The 19,041-nt window shown below is 60.3% G+C and carries 16 protein-coding genes; 9 read left to right on the forward strand and 7 right to left on the reverse strand.

The window, feature by feature from the left end; all coding sequences use genetic code 11:
* Positions 1–154 precede the first annotated feature (154 nt).
* From FN369_RS05530 to hemL, 4 genes are all read right to left on the reverse strand, one after another.
* Positions 155–2,311 carry a WD40 repeat domain-containing protein gene (locus tag FN369_RS05530; RefSeq protein WP_142525197.1) on the reverse strand — a complete coding sequence of 719 codons (2,157 nt, stop codon included), beginning with the start codon at positions 2,309–2,311 and terminating at the stop codon, positions 155–157.
* Between the two features lie 9 nt (positions 2,312–2,320).
* Complete coding sequence (locus tag FN369_RS05535; RefSeq protein WP_142525198.1) at positions 2,321–3,352, reverse strand: cytochrome-c peroxidase; 1,032 nt, start codon at positions 3,350–3,352, stop codon at positions 2,321–2,323.
* Positions 3,353–3,478: 126 nt separating this feature from the next.
* Entirely contained in the window at positions 3,479–5,242 is a 1,764-nt protein-coding gene (locus FN369_RS05540) for a SpoIVB peptidase S55 domain-containing protein (RefSeq protein ID WP_142525199.1), read from the reverse strand.
* A complete protein-coding gene (gene hemL / locus FN369_RS05545) occupies positions 5,239–6,528 on the reverse strand; it encodes a glutamate-1-semialdehyde 2,1-aminomutase (RefSeq protein ID WP_142525200.1) in 1,290 nt (429 codons plus the stop codon). The genes FN369_RS05540 and hemL overlap by 4 nt, the downstream gene beginning before the upstream one ends.
* Before the next feature lie 141 nt (positions 6,529–6,669).
* On the opposite strand from hemL, the gene polX reads away from it, so the two are divergent.
* From polX to glmM, 5 genes are all read left to right on the forward strand, one after another.
* Positions 6,670–8,454: a DNA polymerase/3'-5' exonuclease PolX gene (gene polX / locus FN369_RS05550; protein ID WP_142525201.1), complete on the forward strand. Its 1,785-nt coding sequence runs from the start codon at positions 6,670–6,672 to the stop codon at positions 8,452–8,454.
* Positions 8,455–8,674: 220 nt separating this feature from the next.
* Entirely contained in the window at positions 8,675–9,454 is a 780-nt protein-coding gene (folP, locus tag FN369_RS05555) for a dihydropteroate synthase (protein WP_246189574.1), read from the forward strand.
* Positions 9,451–10,194, forward strand: a complete 744-nt coding sequence (gene cdaA / locus FN369_RS05560) for a diadenylate cyclase CdaA (RefSeq protein WP_142525203.1) — start codon at positions 9,451–9,453, stop codon at positions 10,192–10,194. Before folP ends, cdaA begins: the two co-directional genes overlap by 4 nt.
* A 32-nt stretch (positions 10,195–10,226) precedes the next feature.
* A complete protein-coding gene (locus tag FN369_RS11110) occupies positions 10,227–10,364 on the forward strand; it encodes a hypothetical protein (protein WP_178087698.1) in 138 nt (45 codons plus the stop codon).
* Between the two features lie 14 nt (positions 10,365–10,378).
* Positions 10,379–11,749 carry a phosphoglucosamine mutase gene (glmM, locus tag FN369_RS05565; protein WP_142525204.1) on the forward strand — a complete coding sequence of 457 codons (1,371 nt, stop codon included), beginning with the start codon at positions 10,379–10,381 and terminating at the stop codon, positions 11,747–11,749.
* Here the strand turns inward: glmM and FN369_RS05570 are convergent.
* Both FN369_RS05570 and FN369_RS05575 read right to left on the reverse strand, forming a co-directional pair.
* Positions 11,746–12,498 carry an outer membrane lipoprotein-sorting protein gene (locus FN369_RS05570; RefSeq protein ID WP_246189575.1) on the reverse strand — a complete coding sequence of 251 codons (753 nt, stop codon included), beginning with the start codon at positions 12,496–12,498 and terminating at the stop codon, positions 11,746–11,748. The two genes, glmM and FN369_RS05570, sit on opposite strands and share 4 nt — an antisense overlap.
* A 225-nt stretch (positions 12,499–12,723) precedes the next feature.
* Positions 12,724–14,256 carry a YifB family Mg chelatase-like AAA ATPase gene (locus tag FN369_RS05575; protein ID WP_142525206.1) on the reverse strand — a complete coding sequence of 511 codons (1,533 nt, stop codon included), beginning with the start codon at positions 14,254–14,256 and terminating at the stop codon, positions 12,724–12,726.
* A gap of 82 nt (positions 14,257–14,338) precedes the next feature.
* Here FN369_RS05575 and FN369_RS11555 point away from each other — a divergent pair, with 82 nt between their 5' ends.
* The 3 genes from FN369_RS11555 (at position 14,339) to FN369_RS05590 (ending at position 17,053) form a co-directional block, all read left to right on the forward strand.
* Positions 14,339–14,746, forward strand: a complete 408-nt coding sequence (locus FN369_RS11555) for a LysM peptidoglycan-binding domain-containing protein (RefSeq protein ID WP_150003896.1) — start codon at positions 14,339–14,341, stop codon at positions 14,744–14,746.
* A gap of 289 nt (positions 14,747–15,035) precedes the next feature.
* The gene (locus FN369_RS05585) at positions 15,036–16,439 is read left to right on the forward strand and encodes a selenium-binding protein SBP56-related protein (RefSeq protein ID WP_142525208.1); all 1,404 of its coding nucleotides are present in this window, start codon (positions 15,036–15,038) and stop codon (positions 16,437–16,439) included.
* A complete protein-coding gene (locus FN369_RS05590; protein ID WP_142525209.1) occupies positions 16,436–17,053 on the forward strand; it encodes a hypothetical protein in 618 nt (205 codons plus the stop codon). The genes FN369_RS05585 and FN369_RS05590 overlap by 4 nt, the downstream gene beginning before the upstream one ends.
* A gap of 21 nt (positions 17,054–17,074) precedes the next feature.
* Here FN369_RS05590 and FN369_RS05595 read toward each other — a convergent pair whose 3' ends face one another.
* On the reverse strand, positions 17,075–18,061 hold the full coding sequence (locus tag FN369_RS05595) for a LysR family transcriptional regulator (protein ID WP_142525210.1): 987 nt from the start codon (positions 18,059–18,061) through the stop codon (positions 17,075–17,077).
* A 347-nt stretch (positions 18,062–18,408) separates the two neighbouring features.
* Here FN369_RS05595 and FN369_RS05600 point away from each other — a divergent pair, with 347 nt between their 5' ends.
* On the forward strand, positions 18,409–19,035 hold the full coding sequence (locus tag FN369_RS05600) for an MIP/aquaporin family protein (protein ID WP_142525211.1): 627 nt from the start codon (positions 18,409–18,411) through the stop codon (positions 19,033–19,035).
* Positions 19,036–19,041 lie beyond the last annotated feature (6 nt).

The raw sequence follows: 19,041 nt of genomic DNA on the forward strand, positions 1-19,041 counted from the left end.
GCGGCAGACCCCCCCGAGCAGTACGGCGCCGTCCGTTAGTGGTGCCGCTGCACCGGCGACTCCCGGTGAGAGTGCAGCGGGAGGAGGCCTTCTGCCGGGCTTGGAAGGTTCGCCCGCCTGATTGGGGTTGCGGCGAATCGAAAATGTGGAGCCGCTAGCCATTGGCCGAGGCGCTGGCCACGTTCCCGGCTTCATCCTCGGCCCGGATAAATAAGGTTTCTCCCTTCGAGAGAGGGGTGTGGAATTCCTCCTCCTCCGAATCCAGGATTCCGTCGACCGGCGGAATCGGCAAGAACTCGCGTCCATCTCGAGAGATCTGCACCGAACGAATTCCGCTTGCGTCTTCCGTGACTCGGAAGCGGAGTTTCCCTTCGCTCGTCGAAAGGATGCGAATATGTGGTGGTGTGTTGTCCACGAGGAAAGGGCGACTGTTCAAGGAGCCGGTGAGCCCCTCTCCCGGTGCATTGTCTCTGGCGTCGGAGGCTTCGATCTTCAGAAGGTAACGGCCATCCGGCCATCCCGAAGTGTCCCAGCTGAAGAGCTCATCCTCCAAGTCTTTTACGAGCAGATGCCAAGCCGTCTCCTTCTCGGTGCGATAGAAAACCGAGTAGCGGAGCTCATCCCCATCGGGATCGTCCGCTTTCCAGACCACCGTGCGCAGTCCCCGCGCTTCCTTCGCTTGATAGCGAGGCGGCAAGGGCGGGAAGATGTCGGCCGGCTCCGGCTTTCCTTCCTGCGAGAGGAGTTGATCGAGAGTGCGGGCTTGCATGGGTGATGGAGGCGGAGGCAATTCGGAATAGGCGACTCCGGGGGGAAGGATCTGGAGCTTCGCGATCTTCGGAGGGAGGTTGTAAGGCAAGAAGACGGCCTGGACGCGATTGACCGAACTGCCCTGGCCGAGCCGGAGCTCGAATTGAAAATAGCGGGCGGGCGGGTTTTGACACCGACCGTCGGGAGCCGGCATCCAGTCATACCAGGACCCGTCGGGCTTAGCTGTGTTCCCGGTACGAGAGCGGACTTCTACGGGACCGGACCTTTCGACGAGTAACCGGCCCCACCTAGCGAAGTTTCCGGCATCCAAAGGGGCGGAGCGATAGATCCCCTCCGATCGCCGTGCGCTTCCCGCCAGAAAGACCCGAGCCGGATTGCTGGTCCCCAGGAGAAGTTGTTGAGAAGGGGTCGGAACCGCGATTTGCACGGCGGGAGCATCGATCTTGAGCAAAAGATCGCTCCGTCCTTCGGAGCTAATGCGGTAGAGGTAACCCTCTCCGCCCGTGCCGGCTAAAAGACCCATCGGACTTTGCAGGAGGGCATAAAGAACATCCCGACTTCCCCAGATCGAGCGGGGAACGAAGGAGCGGTCGATCGACCAGAGCTGAGAGAGAGGAGCCGGGGAGGATACTTTGATCATGCCGAGAGAGAGTCCCTTGGATTCCCGGGATGTCTCTTCGAATTCGGAGGCTTCCGGTGCGGATGCTCCTCCGGTTTCGATCGGCAAGGAGCCCGGTTCCGATGAGGATCCCGGCGCTCGAGGTGCATGACGGGATCCGACAGCGGAAAAAAAGATCGACCCGTCCGGGGAGACGACGATTTGGTTGACCTCTTCTCTTTCGCTATCGGCCAGAGAGACCGAGCGGCCTCCCGGGAGGATACGAAGGAGCAGTCCACGCGGCGCACTCCCCGCGAGGAGCGAACCCGGTTTCTCCCAAGCTAAGCACCGCACGTGGGTTTCCCCGGTCGAGCAGAGGACGTTGCCCTTTTGTGGACCTTCGATTCGAAAGATTTTCCCTCCGACCCCGGTCCCGGCGTAAAGGGTGCCAGCGGAGTCAAAAAGGAGGGACCAGATATACTTTTCCTTCGGATCGAAATAGAGGACCGGCTCGCCTTTCTCGGGGACCTGATAGATCTTTCCATTGGGAGAGGTCGCTACAAAAAGCTCGCCTTTCGGGCTGCGAGCCATCGCGTAAATTTGATGCTCGCGGAAGGAAGCCCGGAGAGTGACTTCCCGATGCGGTCCGATGCGGAAGATCTTGGCCTCCGGCGAGGCAGCTACCAGGATGCTCCCGTCAGTTTCCGGCAGGATTGCCCAGAGTTGATCGGCAGGAAGTCGCGCTACCAGCTCCACCGGGGGAGCGGGTTGAAGCAATCCCGCATCACAGACGGTGACGCTCTCCGCCGTTCCCTGCAAAAAGTCGGAATAGGTATCCAGAACGATTCGCTGAGGATGGATGGCGAAAGCGTCTACGCTGCATCCAAGCCACGCCAAGCATGCGGCGAGCGCAGATACGGTCGAACGGGAGGGAGGCGGCAAAAGAGTCCCTTAGGGCATCGGCTTGGGAGTCGACAAGGAGGAGGCCGGCAAAATCGGCGGAGAGACGACGAGTCCCGGATCCGCCGAGAGCGTATGCAAGAAAGTTACGATGCTCTTGGCCTCGGAGTCCGAAAGCTTTCGGCCGAGTTGGGCGAACGCCATGGTCTTGACGGCCTCCTCCAGACTCCAGACGGAACCGTCGTTGAAGTAGGGTGCGGTCAGGGCGACATTCCGGAGCGACGGTACTTTGAAGACATATTTGTCTGCATCGTTCTTAGTCACCTCATAGCGGCCCAAATCCTTCAGCCAATCCGGCTTGTGAATCACGCCAAATTTTTGAAAGCTTCCGCCTCCGACGCCCACTCCGTTATGGCAGGTGGTGCAACCGACGCTCACGAAGGTATTGAGTCCTTGCTTTTCCTGCTCCGTGAGAATCCCGGAGTTCCCGGCAATGTACTGATCGAAGCGAGAAGGAGTCAGAAGGGTTCGCTCGAAAGCGGCAATGGCGTTTGCCACGTTGTCAAAGGAGACCGGATCCTTATCTCCCGGAAACGCCTTGTGGAAGGCCTCTACATATTCAGGAATGCTTTTGAGCCGTTGTACGACAAGCTCTTTGGTAGCCGCCATCTCCTTCGGGTTCACGATAGGGCCTTTGGCTTGCTCTTCCACATCCTTGGCGCGGCCATCCCAGAATTGAGCGAATTCGAGGGCCGCATTGAGCACGGTGGGTGCGTTCCGAGGGCCGAGCTGCCAACGGTAGCCGAGAGAGGTAGAGAGGCCATCGGCACCGGCCATGGTCAAATCATGGCAGCTGTTGCAGCTGATCGAGCTGCTCTTGGAGAGCCGCCGTTCGAAGTAGAGCGATTTGCCAAGAGCCACCTTTTCCGGAGTCACGGGATTCTGCGGATTTTCGGCAACCTGGGGCAAAATGCCGAAGATCTGTTTGGCTTGATCCGGATCGATCGTTTGCCCGAATCCCGAACGAAGGAAGCAGCCATTTGCCAAAACAAGAACGCAAAGAAGCAGACGCCTGACGATCATCTTGTCCTCCCTATCGACTGTGACCTAGTGAAGCCTCCGCCGGCGGACCGTACGAGTCCGTCATCATTCGTAACCAGTCGTTCCGAATGTTTACCGACTTGCGGAGAAGGCCGTCAAGCCAGCCCTTTAGCGTACGTCGATGCGAACGAGCTGCTCGCCGTTGATGACACCCGGAACCGAAAGGGAGACTTCCGTCCAGATTAGATCGTTCCAGGGGTCAGATTTCTTCGAAGAGGTAGGTGGGGAGAGGGTAGAGCGTACCGTCGGAGGAAGAGCCGGCAGATCGGTTGCTTCCGATACCAGTCCGGAGCTTTCGGTAACTGCCTGGACATAGAGCATGTCATTCGGATGCTGTTCGTTCAGCAGGGCGATAAGATCTTCGGCGCTTTCCGCCGAAGGGGCCTTGCGCAGCAAGGCCCGCGTATCGAGGGAGCGTCCGGAAGCGATACGGATCGCTACCGGCTGATCGTGGAGCCCCGCAGGAAGAACCAGCGGAATCCTGCGGCGGAGCCGGCGGCCGTGGCGTTCCTGAAGCACGACTTCGACCGAAATCGTGCTTCCCGGGCGGCACCGTGGGTTGTCGACCGAGGCCTGTTCGATGATCCAGTTCTCTTCTTCCTCGGCGGACTCGGTTTTCAATTCGAGCGATTCGACGAGAGGCTCCTTCCAAGGTTGCTGAAAGAGCATCTGGAGGGGCTGTACCATTTCGGAAATAGCCGCCACCAGATCGCCGTCTTCCCCGGAATAGATCCCTCTCAAATGAAGCGGCGGGAGGTTGCGGAAGTGCACGACCCCATCGATGGAAAGGGTAAAGGAGCGTCCGAAGCTATCCGTGGCTGAAAAGATTTGGCCGATGGCCAGATCCACGAGAAGCGGCGTCAAAAGCGGATGAGAGACGAACTCTCCGCGCAAGGTGGGGAGGGTCCGGCCCCGATGGAGGCGCTCGATCCGATAGGAGGCGAGCTTCGGCATTTGGCCGACTTCTCCCCCGATCGCCGAAAGCCGGTCTTCCAAGATGGTTCCGATGACTTTCCCCACGTTCGTGAGCTTGTACGGCATTTCATAGCTCGGGACCGTCGTCACCACCTCTGCCGCAGCCATGGGCAGGTCGCTCTTGCCGAAGCCGAACATCGGGTGACCGAAGGCGAGGACTCGATTTCCGTTGCGCCAAGTGAGCGTTCCCGTTCCCGAAATATTGATGTCTCCAGTCATCATCACCGCCGCCAGAGGGGCACCCGGCTCCAGGGCGGAGCCATCGCCGACCATCGCCGTGGTCCCGCCTCCGGGTACGGCCATCACCGGCGACCCTCGGAGTCCGAGCGCTTCCAAAAAGCGGGCCGCCGCTTGCGGGTTGAGCCCTCCGACCGACAAGGGGATGCTCAAATAATCCGCTCGAAGCATCGCCCCCCGCAGAGGCAGCCGGCCCGCCAAATGCCAAGTCTCGCGCAGTTGGGTCGGGAAAGGCCGGCCGAGCTCCGGTGCCGGCTCTCTCTCCACGCGCAGCATGTCCTCAATAGGGGTGAAGCCGCAATGGCCGTCCTTTTCGAAGGAGGCGATCCGTCGCGAAAGCGCGCCGACGAGCTTCCCGTCGATATAGAGGGGGCTCCCGCTCATTCCGTGGACCGCACCGGTCGTCACCGTCTTGGCATCGATCAGCTTCGCGATGATCAAATCGAGTCCCGGGCCGACGTAATCCTTGGCGATTCCCAGAATTTCGGTTTGGAGAGGCTCGATCTTACTTCCTTGCAGGACGGTGTAGGTTAGGCCATGCATCCCCGGCCGCAATTGACTTTTGGGAAAGATCGGCTCTTGGGTAGCCGCCGGCATCTCCGTCGGAAGAGAGAAGGCACCGAGGCAGAGGAGAAAAGCGGCGAGAAGCCGATACCTCATTGGGATTCCTCCAAGGCTCGGGCGATGGCTGCGACCGTCTTTTCGAGATCCTGTTCCGAATGCGCCGTAGAAAGAAAGCAGGTCTCGAAAGGGGAGGGCGGAAAAAAGATCCCCTGCTGCAGCAACGAATGGAAAAAGCGGGCGAAGCGCTTTCGATCGCTCTCGAGCGCTTCCTGAAGCGAAATAACCGGACGATCGGTAAAGAAGAGGCAAAAGAGCGAGGAAACCCGCTGAACCTGCACCTTCTTCTCTCCCCGACGGGATAAAAGCATCCGGATTTCCGATTCCAAAAACGCTCCCAACTGCTCGAGCCGCTTGTGCGCGTCGGTGCGCTCCATCTCTTCGATCTGCGCCAGCCCAGCGGCCATCGCGAGCGGGTTTCCGCTGAGCGTTCCGGCATGGTAGACATCTCCGTCTGGAGCCAACCGATCCAAAATCTCGGCTCGACCCCCGAGCGCGGCCGCCGGCAAGCCTCCGCCCACGATCTTCCCCAAAATCGTGAGATCGGGTCGAATCCCAAAACGTTCCTGCGCGCCACCCATGCCCAGGCGGAAGCCTGTGATCACCTCATCGAAGATGAGTAGCGCCTCGTGCTCCGTGCAGAGCTCACGGACTTCTTCGAGAAAACCGGGTCGCGGGGGGAGAAGCCCCGCGTTGGCGGGAACCGGCTCCAAGATGACAGCGGCAATCCGTTCCCCTTCTCTGGCAAAGAGCTCTCTTGCGGCGAAAGGATCGTTCCATGGCAGGACCAAGGTGAGCTCCGCCACCGCCCGGGGCACGCCTGCGCTGTCGGGCTCTCCATGCGTAAGCGCTCCCGAACCCGCTTTCACCAGGAGAGAATCGCTGTGTCCATGGTAGCAGCCGGCAAACTTGAGGATCTTCTCCCTGCCGGTGAAGCCGCGTGCCAAGCGGATCGCTGTCATGCAAGCCTCGGTGCCGCTCGATGTCATCCGCAGCTTTTCGATCGACGGGAAGGCGGAGCGAATTCTCTCACCCAGCCCAACTTCCCGAGGGTTAGGAACGCCGAAGCTCGTTCCTTCCCCTACCGCCTCTCGCAAGGCCGCCTCGACGCGCGGGTGCGCATGGCCGAGGGGGAGAGCCCCCCACGAACAGACATAATCGATGTAGGGGCGACCGTCCGCGTCCCAGAGCGTGGCTCCCGCCGCTCGCCGGGCGAAAAAGGGCTCCCCTCCGACGGCACGAAAGGATCGAACCGGAGAATTCACCCCTCCGGGGAAAAGCGTCCTTGCTTCCTTCCAGAGGCTTGCGGATGAGCGGCAATCCACCTCGAAGAGAGTCTACCGGAGAGGCTTGTCCTGCGCAACGGGCGGATGATCCGATTGGCCGAATCGGCTCGACGCCGAGTCGGGATCGGGCCCCGCTTGGCGAAAGTCTTTCGAGGAGATATGCTCCTTTCGGGAGCTCGGATGACAAAAGACGAGGCGGTTGCCAAGCTCGAGCAGATTGCGACCCTGCTCGACTTGCGGGGAGAGAATCCTTTCAAGTCGCGTGCCTATCGGACCGCGGCGCGGGCGCTCGAATCCCTCTCCGAGGATTTCGAATCGGTCGTCCGGGAAGGAAAGCTGGATCAGGTGAAGGGCATTGGGGAGGGGATCCGGGCAAAACTCCAGGAACTGGTTGCCACCGGTCGCTTAACCTATCTCGAAGAGCTCGAGCGTTCTTTCCCGGCTGGAGTGGTGGCGCTCTTGGAGATCCCGGGACTCGGACCGAAGAAGGTGAAAATCCTCTGGGAACAGTTGGGAATCCGGGATCTGGAAGAACTCGAAGCCGCCTGCCGAAGCCATCGGGTAGGCAAGCTTTCCGGATTCGGATCGAAGACCGAAGAGAACATCCTTGCGGGGATCGAACAGCGACGCTCCTATGCCGCCTACCATCGGTATGGCGATGTGATCGGGCTGGCCGAGCATCTCGTCGAGCAGCTTCGGGCCCATCCCGACGTCGTGCGCGTGAGCATGGCCGGCAGTTTCCGGAGGGGGAAGGAGATCGTTCGGGATCTCGATCTGGTTTGCTCTTCCGCGAAGCCGGCCGCAGTGATGGCGGCTTTCATTTCTTCCTCCGGCGTCCAGCGTGTCGTGAACCATGGGGAGACGAAATCGAGCGTGATCTTGGAAGGTGGGCTCGCATGCGATCTCCGGGTCGTGCCCGACGAAGACTACCCTTATGCGCTTCTTCATTTCACGGGGAGCAAAGAGCACAACATCGCCTTGCGACAGCGAGCGATTGCGCAAGGGAAAAAACTCTCCGAATGGGGGCTCTTCCGTGAGGCTCGAAGCCGCTTTTCCGCGGGATCGGAGGATACCGCCTCCGAGCGGGAGTCCGAGGGGGAACGAATCCGGTGCCGAGACGAAGCGGAGATCTACGCCAAGCTCGGGCTGGCATATATTCCTCCCGAGCTTCGGGAGAACCTAGGGGAAGTCGAAGCCGCCGAGAGAAACGAGATTCCACGGCTGGTGGAGTGGACCGATCTGCGAGGCACCTTTCACTGCCACACCACGGCGAGCGACGGCCACAGTACTTTGAAAGCGATGGCCGAAGCGGCGCAGGAATCGGGGTTGGAATATCTCGGGATCGCCGATCATTCGAAGTCATCCTTTCAAGCCAACGGCTTGGACGAGGAGAGGGTCGCGCTCCAGCAGGAGGAGATTCGAAAGCGGAACAAGGAGTTTCGGGGCTTTCGGCTTCTTTCCGGAACCGAGTGCGACATCCTGCGCGACGGCCGCCTCGATTTTTCCGATTCGGTACTTGCCAGCTTCGATTATGTGGTCGCTTCGGTCCATGCCGGATTTTCCACGAGCGAGGAGGAGATGACTCGCCGGATCATTCGGGCGATGGAGAATCCCTATGTTACCATGCTCGGGCATCCGACCGGCCGGCTTCTCTTGATGCGCAAACCCTATCCAGTCAATTTGGAGAAGATCATTGACTGCGCGGCGGAGACCGGGACTTGGATCGAGCTGAACGCACAGCCGCTCCGCCTCGATCTCGATTGGAGATGGTGGCATGCGGCTAGAGAGAAAGGCGTGCGTTGTGTCATCAATCCGGACGCGCACCATGTTCGGGAGCTGGGATTCGTTCGGATCGGCGTAAACATCGCGAGGAAGGGTTGGCTTCGTCGGGAAGACGTGATAAATACACTCCCGCTCAAGCTAGTAGAAAAAGCATTGAGGAAAAAGCGGGGAGGCGGCGGCTGACCGAGTGGAGATCTTCGCTTCCAAAAAAACGTCTCCTTCCGCACCCGGGAAGCGGGTGGAAGCCAATCACCGATCGGCTCAATCGGAGGCATCTATTGCCGATTCGCCTCCGTCGGAGCGGGGGACGGCTCAAAGCAGAAGGGACGTAGGGGAGGCTGCTCCTGCAAAATGGAGGACTTCGGCTCGATCGATCGAGCTCTCGCCGGATCGGCCGCTCATCATGGGCATCCTCAATCTCACTCCCGATTCCTTTTCCGATCGTGGGCGACGGCGTTCAGCAGAGGAGGCGGCGGAGGAAGCGCAGCGCATGGAGGAGATCGGAGTTGACCTGGTGGACTTCGGAGCGGAGTCGACGCGGCCTGGGGCGGACCCGGTTTCGGAAGAGGAGGAGTTACGCAGGCTGCTCCCGGCCTTGGAACGAGCCGCTGGAAGGCTTACCGTCCCGATCTCGGTCGATACGTACAAGGGAAGCGTAGCCCGAGCCGCTCTTAGAGAGGGGGCGGAGATCGTCAACGACGTCTCTGGAGGGAAGTGGGATACGGGTGTGTGGGAGGCGGTGAGGGAGTTCGGGGCGGGTTATGTCTTGGTCCATTCCCGAGGTCGGCCGAAAACCATGCATGCGGATGCCGTCTATCGGGACGTCGTCCGGGAAGTAAAGGAGGAGATGCGGGCTCGTCTGGCGCACTGCGTGGAATCCGGCATTCCCCTTGAGGGAATCCTGTGCGACGTGGGGTTTGGATTTGCGAAGACGGTGGAGCAGAACTGGACGCTGCTTCGAAACCTGCCCGTTTTTGCCGAAATGGGGCGACCACTCCTGGTGGGCGTTTCGCGGAAGAGTTTTCTTCGGGAGCTCGTCGGAGAAAGGGACCAAGATACGGCGAGTGTGGTAGCGGAAATCCTGGCTTCGACCAAAGGCGCGGCGGTCTGGAGGGTCCATGACGTGGACGGGGCGATCGCCGCCCGGAAGGTCTTTTCCGCCCTGCAGGGAGGTTTCCGGTGAAGGCTTACGGGTTGCCTCTCTCCTGGGTGGCGGAGATCCTCATCATCGCCGTCGTCATTTATCAGGTCTGGAAGCTTTTGCAGGGGACGCGCGGGGTGCAGGTATTGACCGGACTCTTGATCGTCCTCGTGGTGCTCACCCTCTTTTCCACGGTTCTCCACTTGCGGGTCGTCACTGAATTGATTCGCCTCTTTTCTCCCTCCTTTTTCGTCGCGCTCGTGGTTCTCTTTCAGCCCGAACTGCGGCAGGTGCTCGCCGAAGTGGGACGCCGGAGTGTCACAAGTTCGGGTCGGCAGCAGCAGGCGGAAGTGATCGAGCATATCGTTAATGCGGCGGAAATTTGCCAGCGGGAGCGTTTCGGAGCCCTGATCTCCTTGGAACGGGAAGATCTCTACCGACCGGCTCGAGATACGGGGACCATCCTGGACGCGAAGTTAAGCGCGGATCTCCTGGTAACGACCTTCTATCCGCGGACTCCTCTCCATGACGGCGGCGTGGTCATTCGGGAGAATCGCCTCGTCGTCGCGGCTGCGGTTTTCCCGTTGAGCGAAACCGAGAGGCTCGAGCGTCCTCTGGGGCTGCGTCATCGAGCGGCGTTGGGTTTAAGCGAGATGACCGACGCCGTCGTGATCGTGGTATCCGAGGAGACGGGCGTCATTTCCATTGCCTTGGAGGGCAAGCTGGAACGTCACTTCGATCCGGATCGGCTGCGCGCACGATTGACGGAGATCCTTGTTTAGTCGAACAATGCGCTCCGAAACGCAAAGAGAGGATGGGCGTGCTGCTGCATAACTGGAAACAGAAGCTCATTTCCCTGATCCTCGCGATCGCTGTTTGGGCGATCCTCCGCGAGTCGATTGAGCCGGGGTCGATCGACCAGATTCTCTCTTCGCTTGGGCTCGCCAAGTGATCCAGGGTGAGGGCATGAGAGAATCCGCACGACGACTTTTCGGAACCGATGGCATTCGGGGTACGGCGAATCGGCATCCGCTCACCCCGACGGTTGCCGTCGCCGTGGGCGCAATCGCCGCTGATACTCTGGCGGCGGGGAAAAAGAGGAAGATCGTTGTGGGACGCGATCCTCGCATTTCGAGCGAGCTGCTGGAATCGGCGTTGGTCGCGGGGATTCTTTCCGCCGGCGTAGATGCGGTGCGTCTCGGTGTGCTGCCGACACCAGCGGTGGGCGAGCTGGCAAGACAGACCGGCGCTGCGGGGGGAGTGATGATCAGCGCCTCGCACAATCCATTTCCGGACAACGGCATCAAGCTTTTCGGAGAGGACGGGGCGAAGGTTTCGGAGGAGACCGAAGAAGAGATTGCCCGGCGTCTTGGTGATTATCCGTGGACCTCTTCGGAAGGGCCCGTCGGTGCACTGGTCGGGCGCCTCCAGCCGCTTCCGCGGGCGCGAGAGCTTTATCTGGAATTGCTCCGGAGCCGATGGCCGGCAGGGGCGGATCTCTCCCGGCTGCGGATCGTGGTGGATGCGGCGAACGGAGCGGTCTCGGAACTCGTGAGTCCGCTTTTTGCTTCTCTGGGAGGGGACCCGTATATCTTTTCGGCCAGTCCCAACGGCCTCAATATCAACCTTGGTTGTGGCAGCATGCATCCGGAGAGGCTTGCCGAGCTCGTCCGGCTTGCGAATGCCGACGTCGGCTTGGCCCTCGACGGGGACGGGGATCGTCTTCTCTGTTGCGACCATCGGGGAGAGGTCTTGGACGGGGATGATCTTCTGGCAATCTTGACTCTTGACTATCAACGTCGCGAGGTTCTTGCCAATCGGACCGTAGCGACCACCGTGATGAGCAATCTTGGACTCGATCGGATGTTGCAGGAGGCAGGAGTCCGAGTCGTTCGAACCCCGGTCGGCGATCGGCACGTAGCGGCAGCCATGCGTGCCCAGGGGCTCAACCTCGGCGGTGAGCAATCGGGGCATCTTTTGCTCTTGGATCAGGCGGCGAGCGCCGACGGATTGCGTGCGGGATTGGAAATTCTCCGCATCATCCTCACCACAGGGCGGCCTCTCGCGGAGCTCCGCCAATGCCTGCGCAAATATCCGCAGCAGCAAATCAGCTTGGCCGTGCGGGAAAAGAAGCCTCTGGAGTCGATGCCGAACGTAGAGTCGGCGATCGCCGAAGCGGAACGGGGATTGGGGACCGAAGGGCGCATCCTTCTCCGCTATTCTGGAACCGAACCGAAAATCCGCTTGCTGATCGAAGGTCCCGATCCTGAGGCGTTGGAGAAGTGGAAAGAGCGGCTGCTTCTCGCACTCCGACACGAGGAAATTTTGCTCTCCTAATGAGGAAGCCGTTGGGTGACGCTCGGTGAGCCGACCCAGGATCCTCTCTCAGCCCCATGTCCGCTCGTCTCGGGAGGCAGCGGTTCCCCGCGGCGGATATTGATGAAAGTACGGGAGGAGCCCTCTTTTTTCGGATCGAAGGACGAAACTTGCATTTCCTTGATCACGTAGGCCTCCCCGATCCGTTGGACGCCGTTTACTTCCAGCCTCTTGATCAATTCCCCGGCTCCGTTGAAACCGTCGGCGCGCAAAAGGGCGTAATACTCGGCGGCGATCCAATACCGCACCTTGGCATAGGCGCTGGTTCCGCGAGGCGGAACGGCGTCGAAGGCCCAGGCCGTCAGAGTCTTCACGTGGTCGGTCCCCAGAGATTGGACATGATCCCACCGCATAAAATCGAGGCAAAGATCCTCGTAGGTGATGTCCGTGTCCAAGATCGGACTCAGCCGGGCTCGACCGGAAACCGGCTGCCACGGCTCTCTCTTTTGTCTGCGTCGCTCGATCAAGCTCCGCTCCGGTTGGATCTCGACTCGAATTTGAAACGGTAGGTTTTCGAATTCGTAAATCATTTTGCGATCATGAAGAATGAGTTGGATCGGGTAACTCTCCCGCTCCGACTCGATCACCCCATGCAAGGCGAAATCCTGGAGTCGGAAATTTCTCCAAAAGCGGCCTTGCAGAAATTCGAGCGGGGGACAGGGCTTGGCGGGATCGGGCGTCGCGAAGGTGGACTGCGTCAATCCTGACATCGAGAGGAGACTTATCACCAGAACGAACGCGGGTTTGGCGAGCGGCCTTAGAGGAGAGAACCGGCGCTTCCAAGCGGCTACTTCTTTCATACGCACACTGGTGATGAATCTACCCTCGATCTCTTCTCGTTTCCAAAGGGAATGCGGTTTGGCCTGAATGGAGACTGGCTGCCGGTCCGATTCTCACGATCGTTGCGTTACGGGATGCGGGCAACGGACTCTCGGTTACTCTCCCCATATCCGCCGATCGAGCGAGCGAAAACCGATCGCCTCCGCCAGATCTTCTTCCCGTAGCTCTTCGCGACCAGCGAGATCGGCGATCGTCCGGGCGACCTTGAGGACGCGGTGAAAAGCACGAGCCGAAAGACCGAGATCCGAAAGCGCGGCGGAGAGGAAGCTTGCGCACGTCGGGGAGAGGACACAGAAGCGCGCGATTTCCCGAGGGCCCATGCGAGCATTGTTGTGGATTTTTCGACGGCCCGAGAGTCTTTGAGCCTGGATCGCCCGAGCCCGTTCGACGCGGTCTCGAATCGAAGCCGAGCTCTCTGCGAATTCCTCTCGAAGCAGAATCTTCTGATCGACGGCGGGAACCTCCACGTGCAGGTCGATTCGGTCGAGAAGCGGGCCCGAGATTCGATGCAGATAGCGGCGCATGGCGGCGGGGGAGCATTTCCCGCGGGCGGCATCGTCGAAACCTCCGGTGGGTGAGGGATTCATCGCGGCGACCAGCATGAAACCCGCAGGGAACGTCACGGTTCCCACGGCCCGGGAAATCGTGAGCTTGCCGTCCTCCAATGGCTGTCGGAGCGCCTCGAGGGCATTCCTGCTGAATTCGGGAAGCTCGTCGAGAAAAAGAACGCCATGGTGGGCCAAACTCACCTCGCCGGGCAAGAGGCGGGGACCTCCCCCGACCAGCCCGGCATCGGAAGTGGAGTGATGGGGAGCACGAAACGGCCGGTAACGGAGCAGACCCTCCCCATTGGGAAGCAGGCCGGCGACGCTGTGGATGCGGGTCGCTTCGATCGATTCATCCAAGGTCATAGGCGGGAAGATCGACGGGATTCGTTGGGCGAGCATCGATTTTCCGCTTCCCGGGGGACCGATGAGCAGCACATTGTGCCCACCGGCAACGGCGATCTCCAGGGCTCGTTTCGCGGCGAGCTGGCCCTTGACGTCAGCGAAATCGAGCTCGGGAGAAGGCTCGGGGGGCGAAGGAGGAGTCCATCCGCCCCACTGAGGCGAGGCTTCCGGATCTCGGAGAACGGCGGCGGCCTCCGCCAGAGAAGTTGCTGCGTGAACCCGGATGCCTTCCACGACCGCGGCTTCGGGCGCGTTGGCCGCTGGAAGCAGGACATGCTTCGCCCGCCGCCGCTTGGCCTCCATAACGGCCGGCAGAACCCCGCGGACGGGCCGAAGCTCGCCGGAGAGAGCGAGTTCCCCGAGGGCCCAAAAATCCCCGATCTGCGGGCTCACCAATTGATCGGTGGCACCGAGCACCGCGAGAGCGATGGGGAGGTCGAAGCTGGGCCCTTCCTTCCGGAGATCGGCTGGCGCCAAGTTGATCGTCGTGCGACCGGCCGGGGATCGGAATCCGGCATTTTGGAGCGCTGTGGAGACCCGGTGGAGGCTTTCCCGCACAGCCGCATCCGGCAGTCCGACCACCCGCGTCAAGAACGCACCGGGAGAGTTGTCGACCTCCACTTCGACGCGCAAAGCCTCCACCCCCCAAAGCGCCGCGGAAAAAATTCGAGCGAGCATGCGGGCGCGGATTTTGCCATTTTTTCGAGAAATCGGGAAGGTTCCGTCTTCTCTTGTCGTCAAAGCAATTTATTATGGGCTCATGCGTATCAAGGTTTTTCGCGTCTTTGCGTGTTTGGGATCGATCGCCCTGCTTTTCGGCGGAGCAATGGCTCGCTCTGCTCATGCCCAGGAGGCAGCTTCCCCTCCCTCGGCTTCTGCCACGGAGGCTGCCGCGTCTTCCGAGGCTCCGGCAGAGCCCCCTCCTCCGGGGTCGACGAAGTACACCGTGAAGCAGGGAGATTCCCTTTGGAAGATCGGCCGGAAGTTCAAGGTGACCGTCGACGAGCTTCGCAAGGTGAACGGCTTGAAGAGCGATCGCCTGCAAATTGGTCAGGAGCTGATCGTCCCCCCTTCTCCGGCGGGGAAGAAAAAGAAGGAGGAAGCGGGGCTTCCCTCCGGGACTCCTATGCCTCCTTCCACGCCGAATCCGCCCGCCGAGAAGCAATAGGACGAAAGCTGGCGGAAGAGCCGCTCTCTCCAAGGGGTCGGTGGCCATTGGTCGAGCGTGGGGATCGAAGCGGTTCGGACATTGAATCCGAGCTTGCGGCGGGCATTGGTCCACTCTGGCTGTGTCCTGGGGCTACGCGGACTTTCCTTCGCAACATCCGTAGACGATCGCCCGAGCGGATTTCCGGAAGCAGCCTCTCGGAGGGATTGCGTGGTGAATTTCTGCGAGCGGGGCAATTCGAAGGTGTTCTTGTCGATCCATTCATGTAATCTAAACAAGAGAGGTCTTCATGAAGTTTACGAGCCCCGATCCGACGTTCTATCCCTCCGCCCGTCTGGCAATGGAGGGGCCGAGGGAAGAGCTGGCTTATGTCGTAGCGCTCGCTGCGGATGGAGGCGGCCCAAGCGGAATTCCCGATGGGCTCGCCGTGGTCGATCTTGATCCGACGTCGGCCGGATACGGAACGATCGTCCACTGGCTCTCCGCTCCCACGGCCGGCGACGAGTTGCACCACTTCGGCTGGAATGCGTGCAGTTCCGCCCTCTGCCCCTACGCCCCTCATCCCCACTTGGAGCGACGGTATCTGATCATTCCGGGGATTCGATCATCTCGGATCTACGTTATCGATACGAAGGCGGATCCTCGTCGACCCGAGATCGTAAAGCGGATCGAGCCGGAGCAGCTGATCCGCAGAACCGGATACACCCGGCCGCATACCGTTCATTGCGGACCGGACGGCATCTACATCAGCGCCTTAGGCGATGGCAAGGGAGACGGACCGGGCGGCATTTTTCTTTTGGATCATTACTCGTTCGAGCCGCTTGGCCGCTGGGAGATCGATCGCGGGCCGCAATTTTTTGCCTACGACTTCTGGTGGCATATCAATCAGGACATTTTGATCAGCAGCGAGTGGGGAGTGCCCTGGATGCTGGAAGACGGAGTATTGCCCGAGCAGCTCATGAAAGGCGCGTATGGGCGCGCGCTTCATGTTTGGGACATCCGGAAACGGCGGCACCTGCAAAAGCTCGATTTGGGTGAGGACCAGCAGATGGTGTTGGAGGTTCGGCCCGCCCACGATCCGCGGAAAACCTATGGCTTCACCGGAGTCGTTCTTTCTCTGAAGGATCTGTCGAGCTCCGTCTGGCTCTGGCACCGTGACGGCGACCGATGGGCGATCCAGAAGGTAATCGAGATTCCGGCGGAGCCTGCTCCGGAAGAGGAGCTACCCCCTCTTTTGAAGAGCTTTCGGGCGGTGCCGCCCTTGTTAACGGATCTCGATCTCTCGCTCGACGATCGTTTTCTCTACCTATCGTGTTGGGGAACGGGGGAACTCCTGCAATACGACGTAACAGATCCTTTCCACCCGAAGCGAGTCAGCGGCCTTCGGTTGGGCGGAATTCGGCGAAGCGCCGCTCATCCGAGCTCACCCGAAAAGCCCCTCAACGGAGGTTGTCAAATGGTGGAGGTGAGCCGTGATGGGAAGCGTGTCTACTTGACGAACTCCCTTTACCGTGCCTGGGATGAGCAATTCTATCCGGCGGGCATTCGCGGTTGGATGGCTCTCGCCCATGCGGAGGAGGAAGGTCTTCGGTGGGATGAAAAGTTCTTTGTGGAGTTCCCCGCCACCCATCGACCGCATCAAATTCGGCTTCAGGGTGGAGACTGCTCCACCGACTCCTTTTGCTTCCCATGACCCGTGCGCTCCCTTGGGCGATGGCATTCGGGCTTGGCGCCTTTCACGGACTAAATCCGGCTATGGGCTGGCTTTTTGCCGTGGCGCTCGGATACCAGGAGGAGAAGAGAAGGGCGATCTTTGAAGCCATCGGCGCTCTGGCCACCGGGCATTGTCTTGCCGTGGGGGCCGCGGTGATACTCTTTTGGGCGGCGGGTGCCTGGCTTCCCTCGCATTGGATCGCCGTGGGGTCGGCAGGGCTTCTCGTGGGCTTCGGACTCTATTGGCTTTTGCGGCCGAGGCACCCGCGTTGGGTGGGGATGCATGTACGCCTTCGGGAATTGGTTCTATGGGCGTTCCTCATGGCCACGGCCCATGGAGCCGGGCTGATGCTCTTCCCCGCGCTCGGCGCGGCGAGCCTCTGCGGCCAAGGGGGGAGCAGGTTGCCGGTCGGGAGCGCTCTTGGCATGGCGGCCATTCATACGATCGGCTACTGGGCGGTAGCCTTGGGAATGGCTCTGATCGTTTTCGAGAAGGTCGGCCTCTCCTTCCTCCGAAAAGCTTGGTGGAATCTGGACGTACTCTGGGGAACCGCTTTGCTCCTTGCCGCCGGCACGCTGTTGCTCTATCCGTGACGGATGAGGCCCTGCTGCCTTTCACACGCAAGCGGAGGGAGACTTTTGGGGCGCCGGCGCATCGGATTGCCCGTTTCCCAAGGGGATCGCCGTTTCGGGAGAGAGAAAGTGATCGCCGAGCAGCGTGCGGATTCGGAGCCGAAGCTCCTCCAGAAAAAGTCGCGTTGCGGCTCCCGGAGTCCGGCGGCCGTGCCGGACGGCGGCAATCGTTCGAGTAGGGAGCTCGTCCGCCGGCTTCAGGAAGGAGAGAGAGGGCTTCCGGTCCTGCAAAAACGCCATGGCGGGAAGCAGAGAAATACCTTGGCCGGTTGCGATGAGTCTCTCGATCGTGTAGAGCTGGGCGCTGCGACAATTGACCCGAGAACTCAAACCGTGACGGCGACAAAAGTCGGCGAGCTGCTTGCCCAAGCAATGCATTTCGTCGAGAAGAATCAGCGGCTCGTTTGCTAGATCTTGCGACCGGACGCTCTGCTTGCCTCGGGCAAGCGGATGTGTCGAGGGAAAAGCAAAAAAAAGGGGCTCGACTGCCAACTTTTCGACAATGAATCGCGGATCGTCTACGGGCAGGGCGAGCACTCCGAGTTCCGTTTCGCCGGCGAGGATAGAGGTGAGAATGTGCTCGGTAAGTTCCTCTTTGAGGAGAATTTCTACATCGGGGTGACGTTGGCGGAAAGATCGAATCGTTTCCGGTAAGAGATAGGGGGCGATCGTCGGGATAGCCCCGACGATGATTTTTCCACGGAAAGGCCCAGCCGAAGTAGCGATCTCTCGCCGCGCCGCCTCCAGCTGGTTCACCGCTTCCCAAGCGTGACGAAAGAGAGTTTCTCCGGCCTGCGTCAGCAAGACTTTGCGGCCCAAGCGGTGGAAGAGCTTTTGCTCGAGCTCCTCTTCCAGCTTCTGGATCTGTTGGCTGAGCGATGGTTGACTGACGTGGCAACGTTCCGCGGCCCGAGTAAAACTCTGGGCTTCCGCGACCGCGAGGAAATAGCGCAATTGAAAGAATTCCATTGGCACGGCCTATGGCTCAATAGGGAAAGCAGTTTTTTCTCTCGCGCAAGGAGAGAATGGGATGTTTTCTCGGGCTGCAAACGTTGCGGGATCTGTCATTGCCGATAAGGTGCGCTCGTTCGCAAAGCGAAAGAACCGATAGTCTCAAAAAAGAGCGGTAGCGTTTCGTAGCGGAGCCGCATTTCGTAAGATGTTCCTAACTGAGCAGCGTGCCGATTTTCCGCCGCAGCCGTAGGAAGACATACTGCGAGGATGGAAAACCAGCCCCGCGAAGGAGGCGGCTTCGGTTGGAGGCGGCAAGAGAGCGCTTAGGAAACATGCAGAGGAACAGCCAGGAGGGGAGAACCATGCGAAAGTACGTTTGTGAATGGATCGGAACGTTTTTCCTCATGCTGACGGTGGGCTGCTGTGTGATCGCACCACCGCCCGGAGTCGTTGCGCCTCTCGCCATCGGATCCGCGCTCATGGTGATGGTCTTTGCCGGAGGCCATCTCTCCGGCGGTCATTACAACCCCGCGGTGACGCTCGGAGTCTGGTTGCGGGGCCGATGCTCAATCCAAGATCTCGTCCCTTATTGGATTGCCCAGGGGGCGGGAGCGATCCTAGCCTCCGTCGCCGCGCAGGCGATCAAGGGAAACGTACCGGTTGTACGGATGACTCTCTCCGTCGGGCCGGCTCTCCTAGCGGAATTTCTCTTCACGTTTGCTCTCGTCTACGTAGTTCTCAACACGGCAACGGCCAAGGGAACGACCGGTAATTCCTTCTACGGGCTTGCGATCGGCATGACGGTGATGGTGGGCGCCTTTGCCGCAGGCTCGGTCTCCGGAGGCGCTTTCAACCCGGCGGTCGCCATTGGGCTCGGCTGGATCGGGCTAATCGCTTGGCCGAATCTGGCGCTCTATTGGATCACGGAACTCTTGGCGGGCGCCTTTGCCGCATGGATCTTCCTCGGGCTCAATCCCAAAGACCGTTAACTCGGT

This window comes from Methylacidimicrobium cyclopophantes, assembly GCF_902143385.2.
GTDB classification, from domain to species: domain Bacteria; phylum Verrucomicrobiota; class Verrucomicrobiia; order Methylacidiphilales; family Methylacidiphilaceae; genus Methylacidimicrobium; species Methylacidimicrobium cyclopophantes.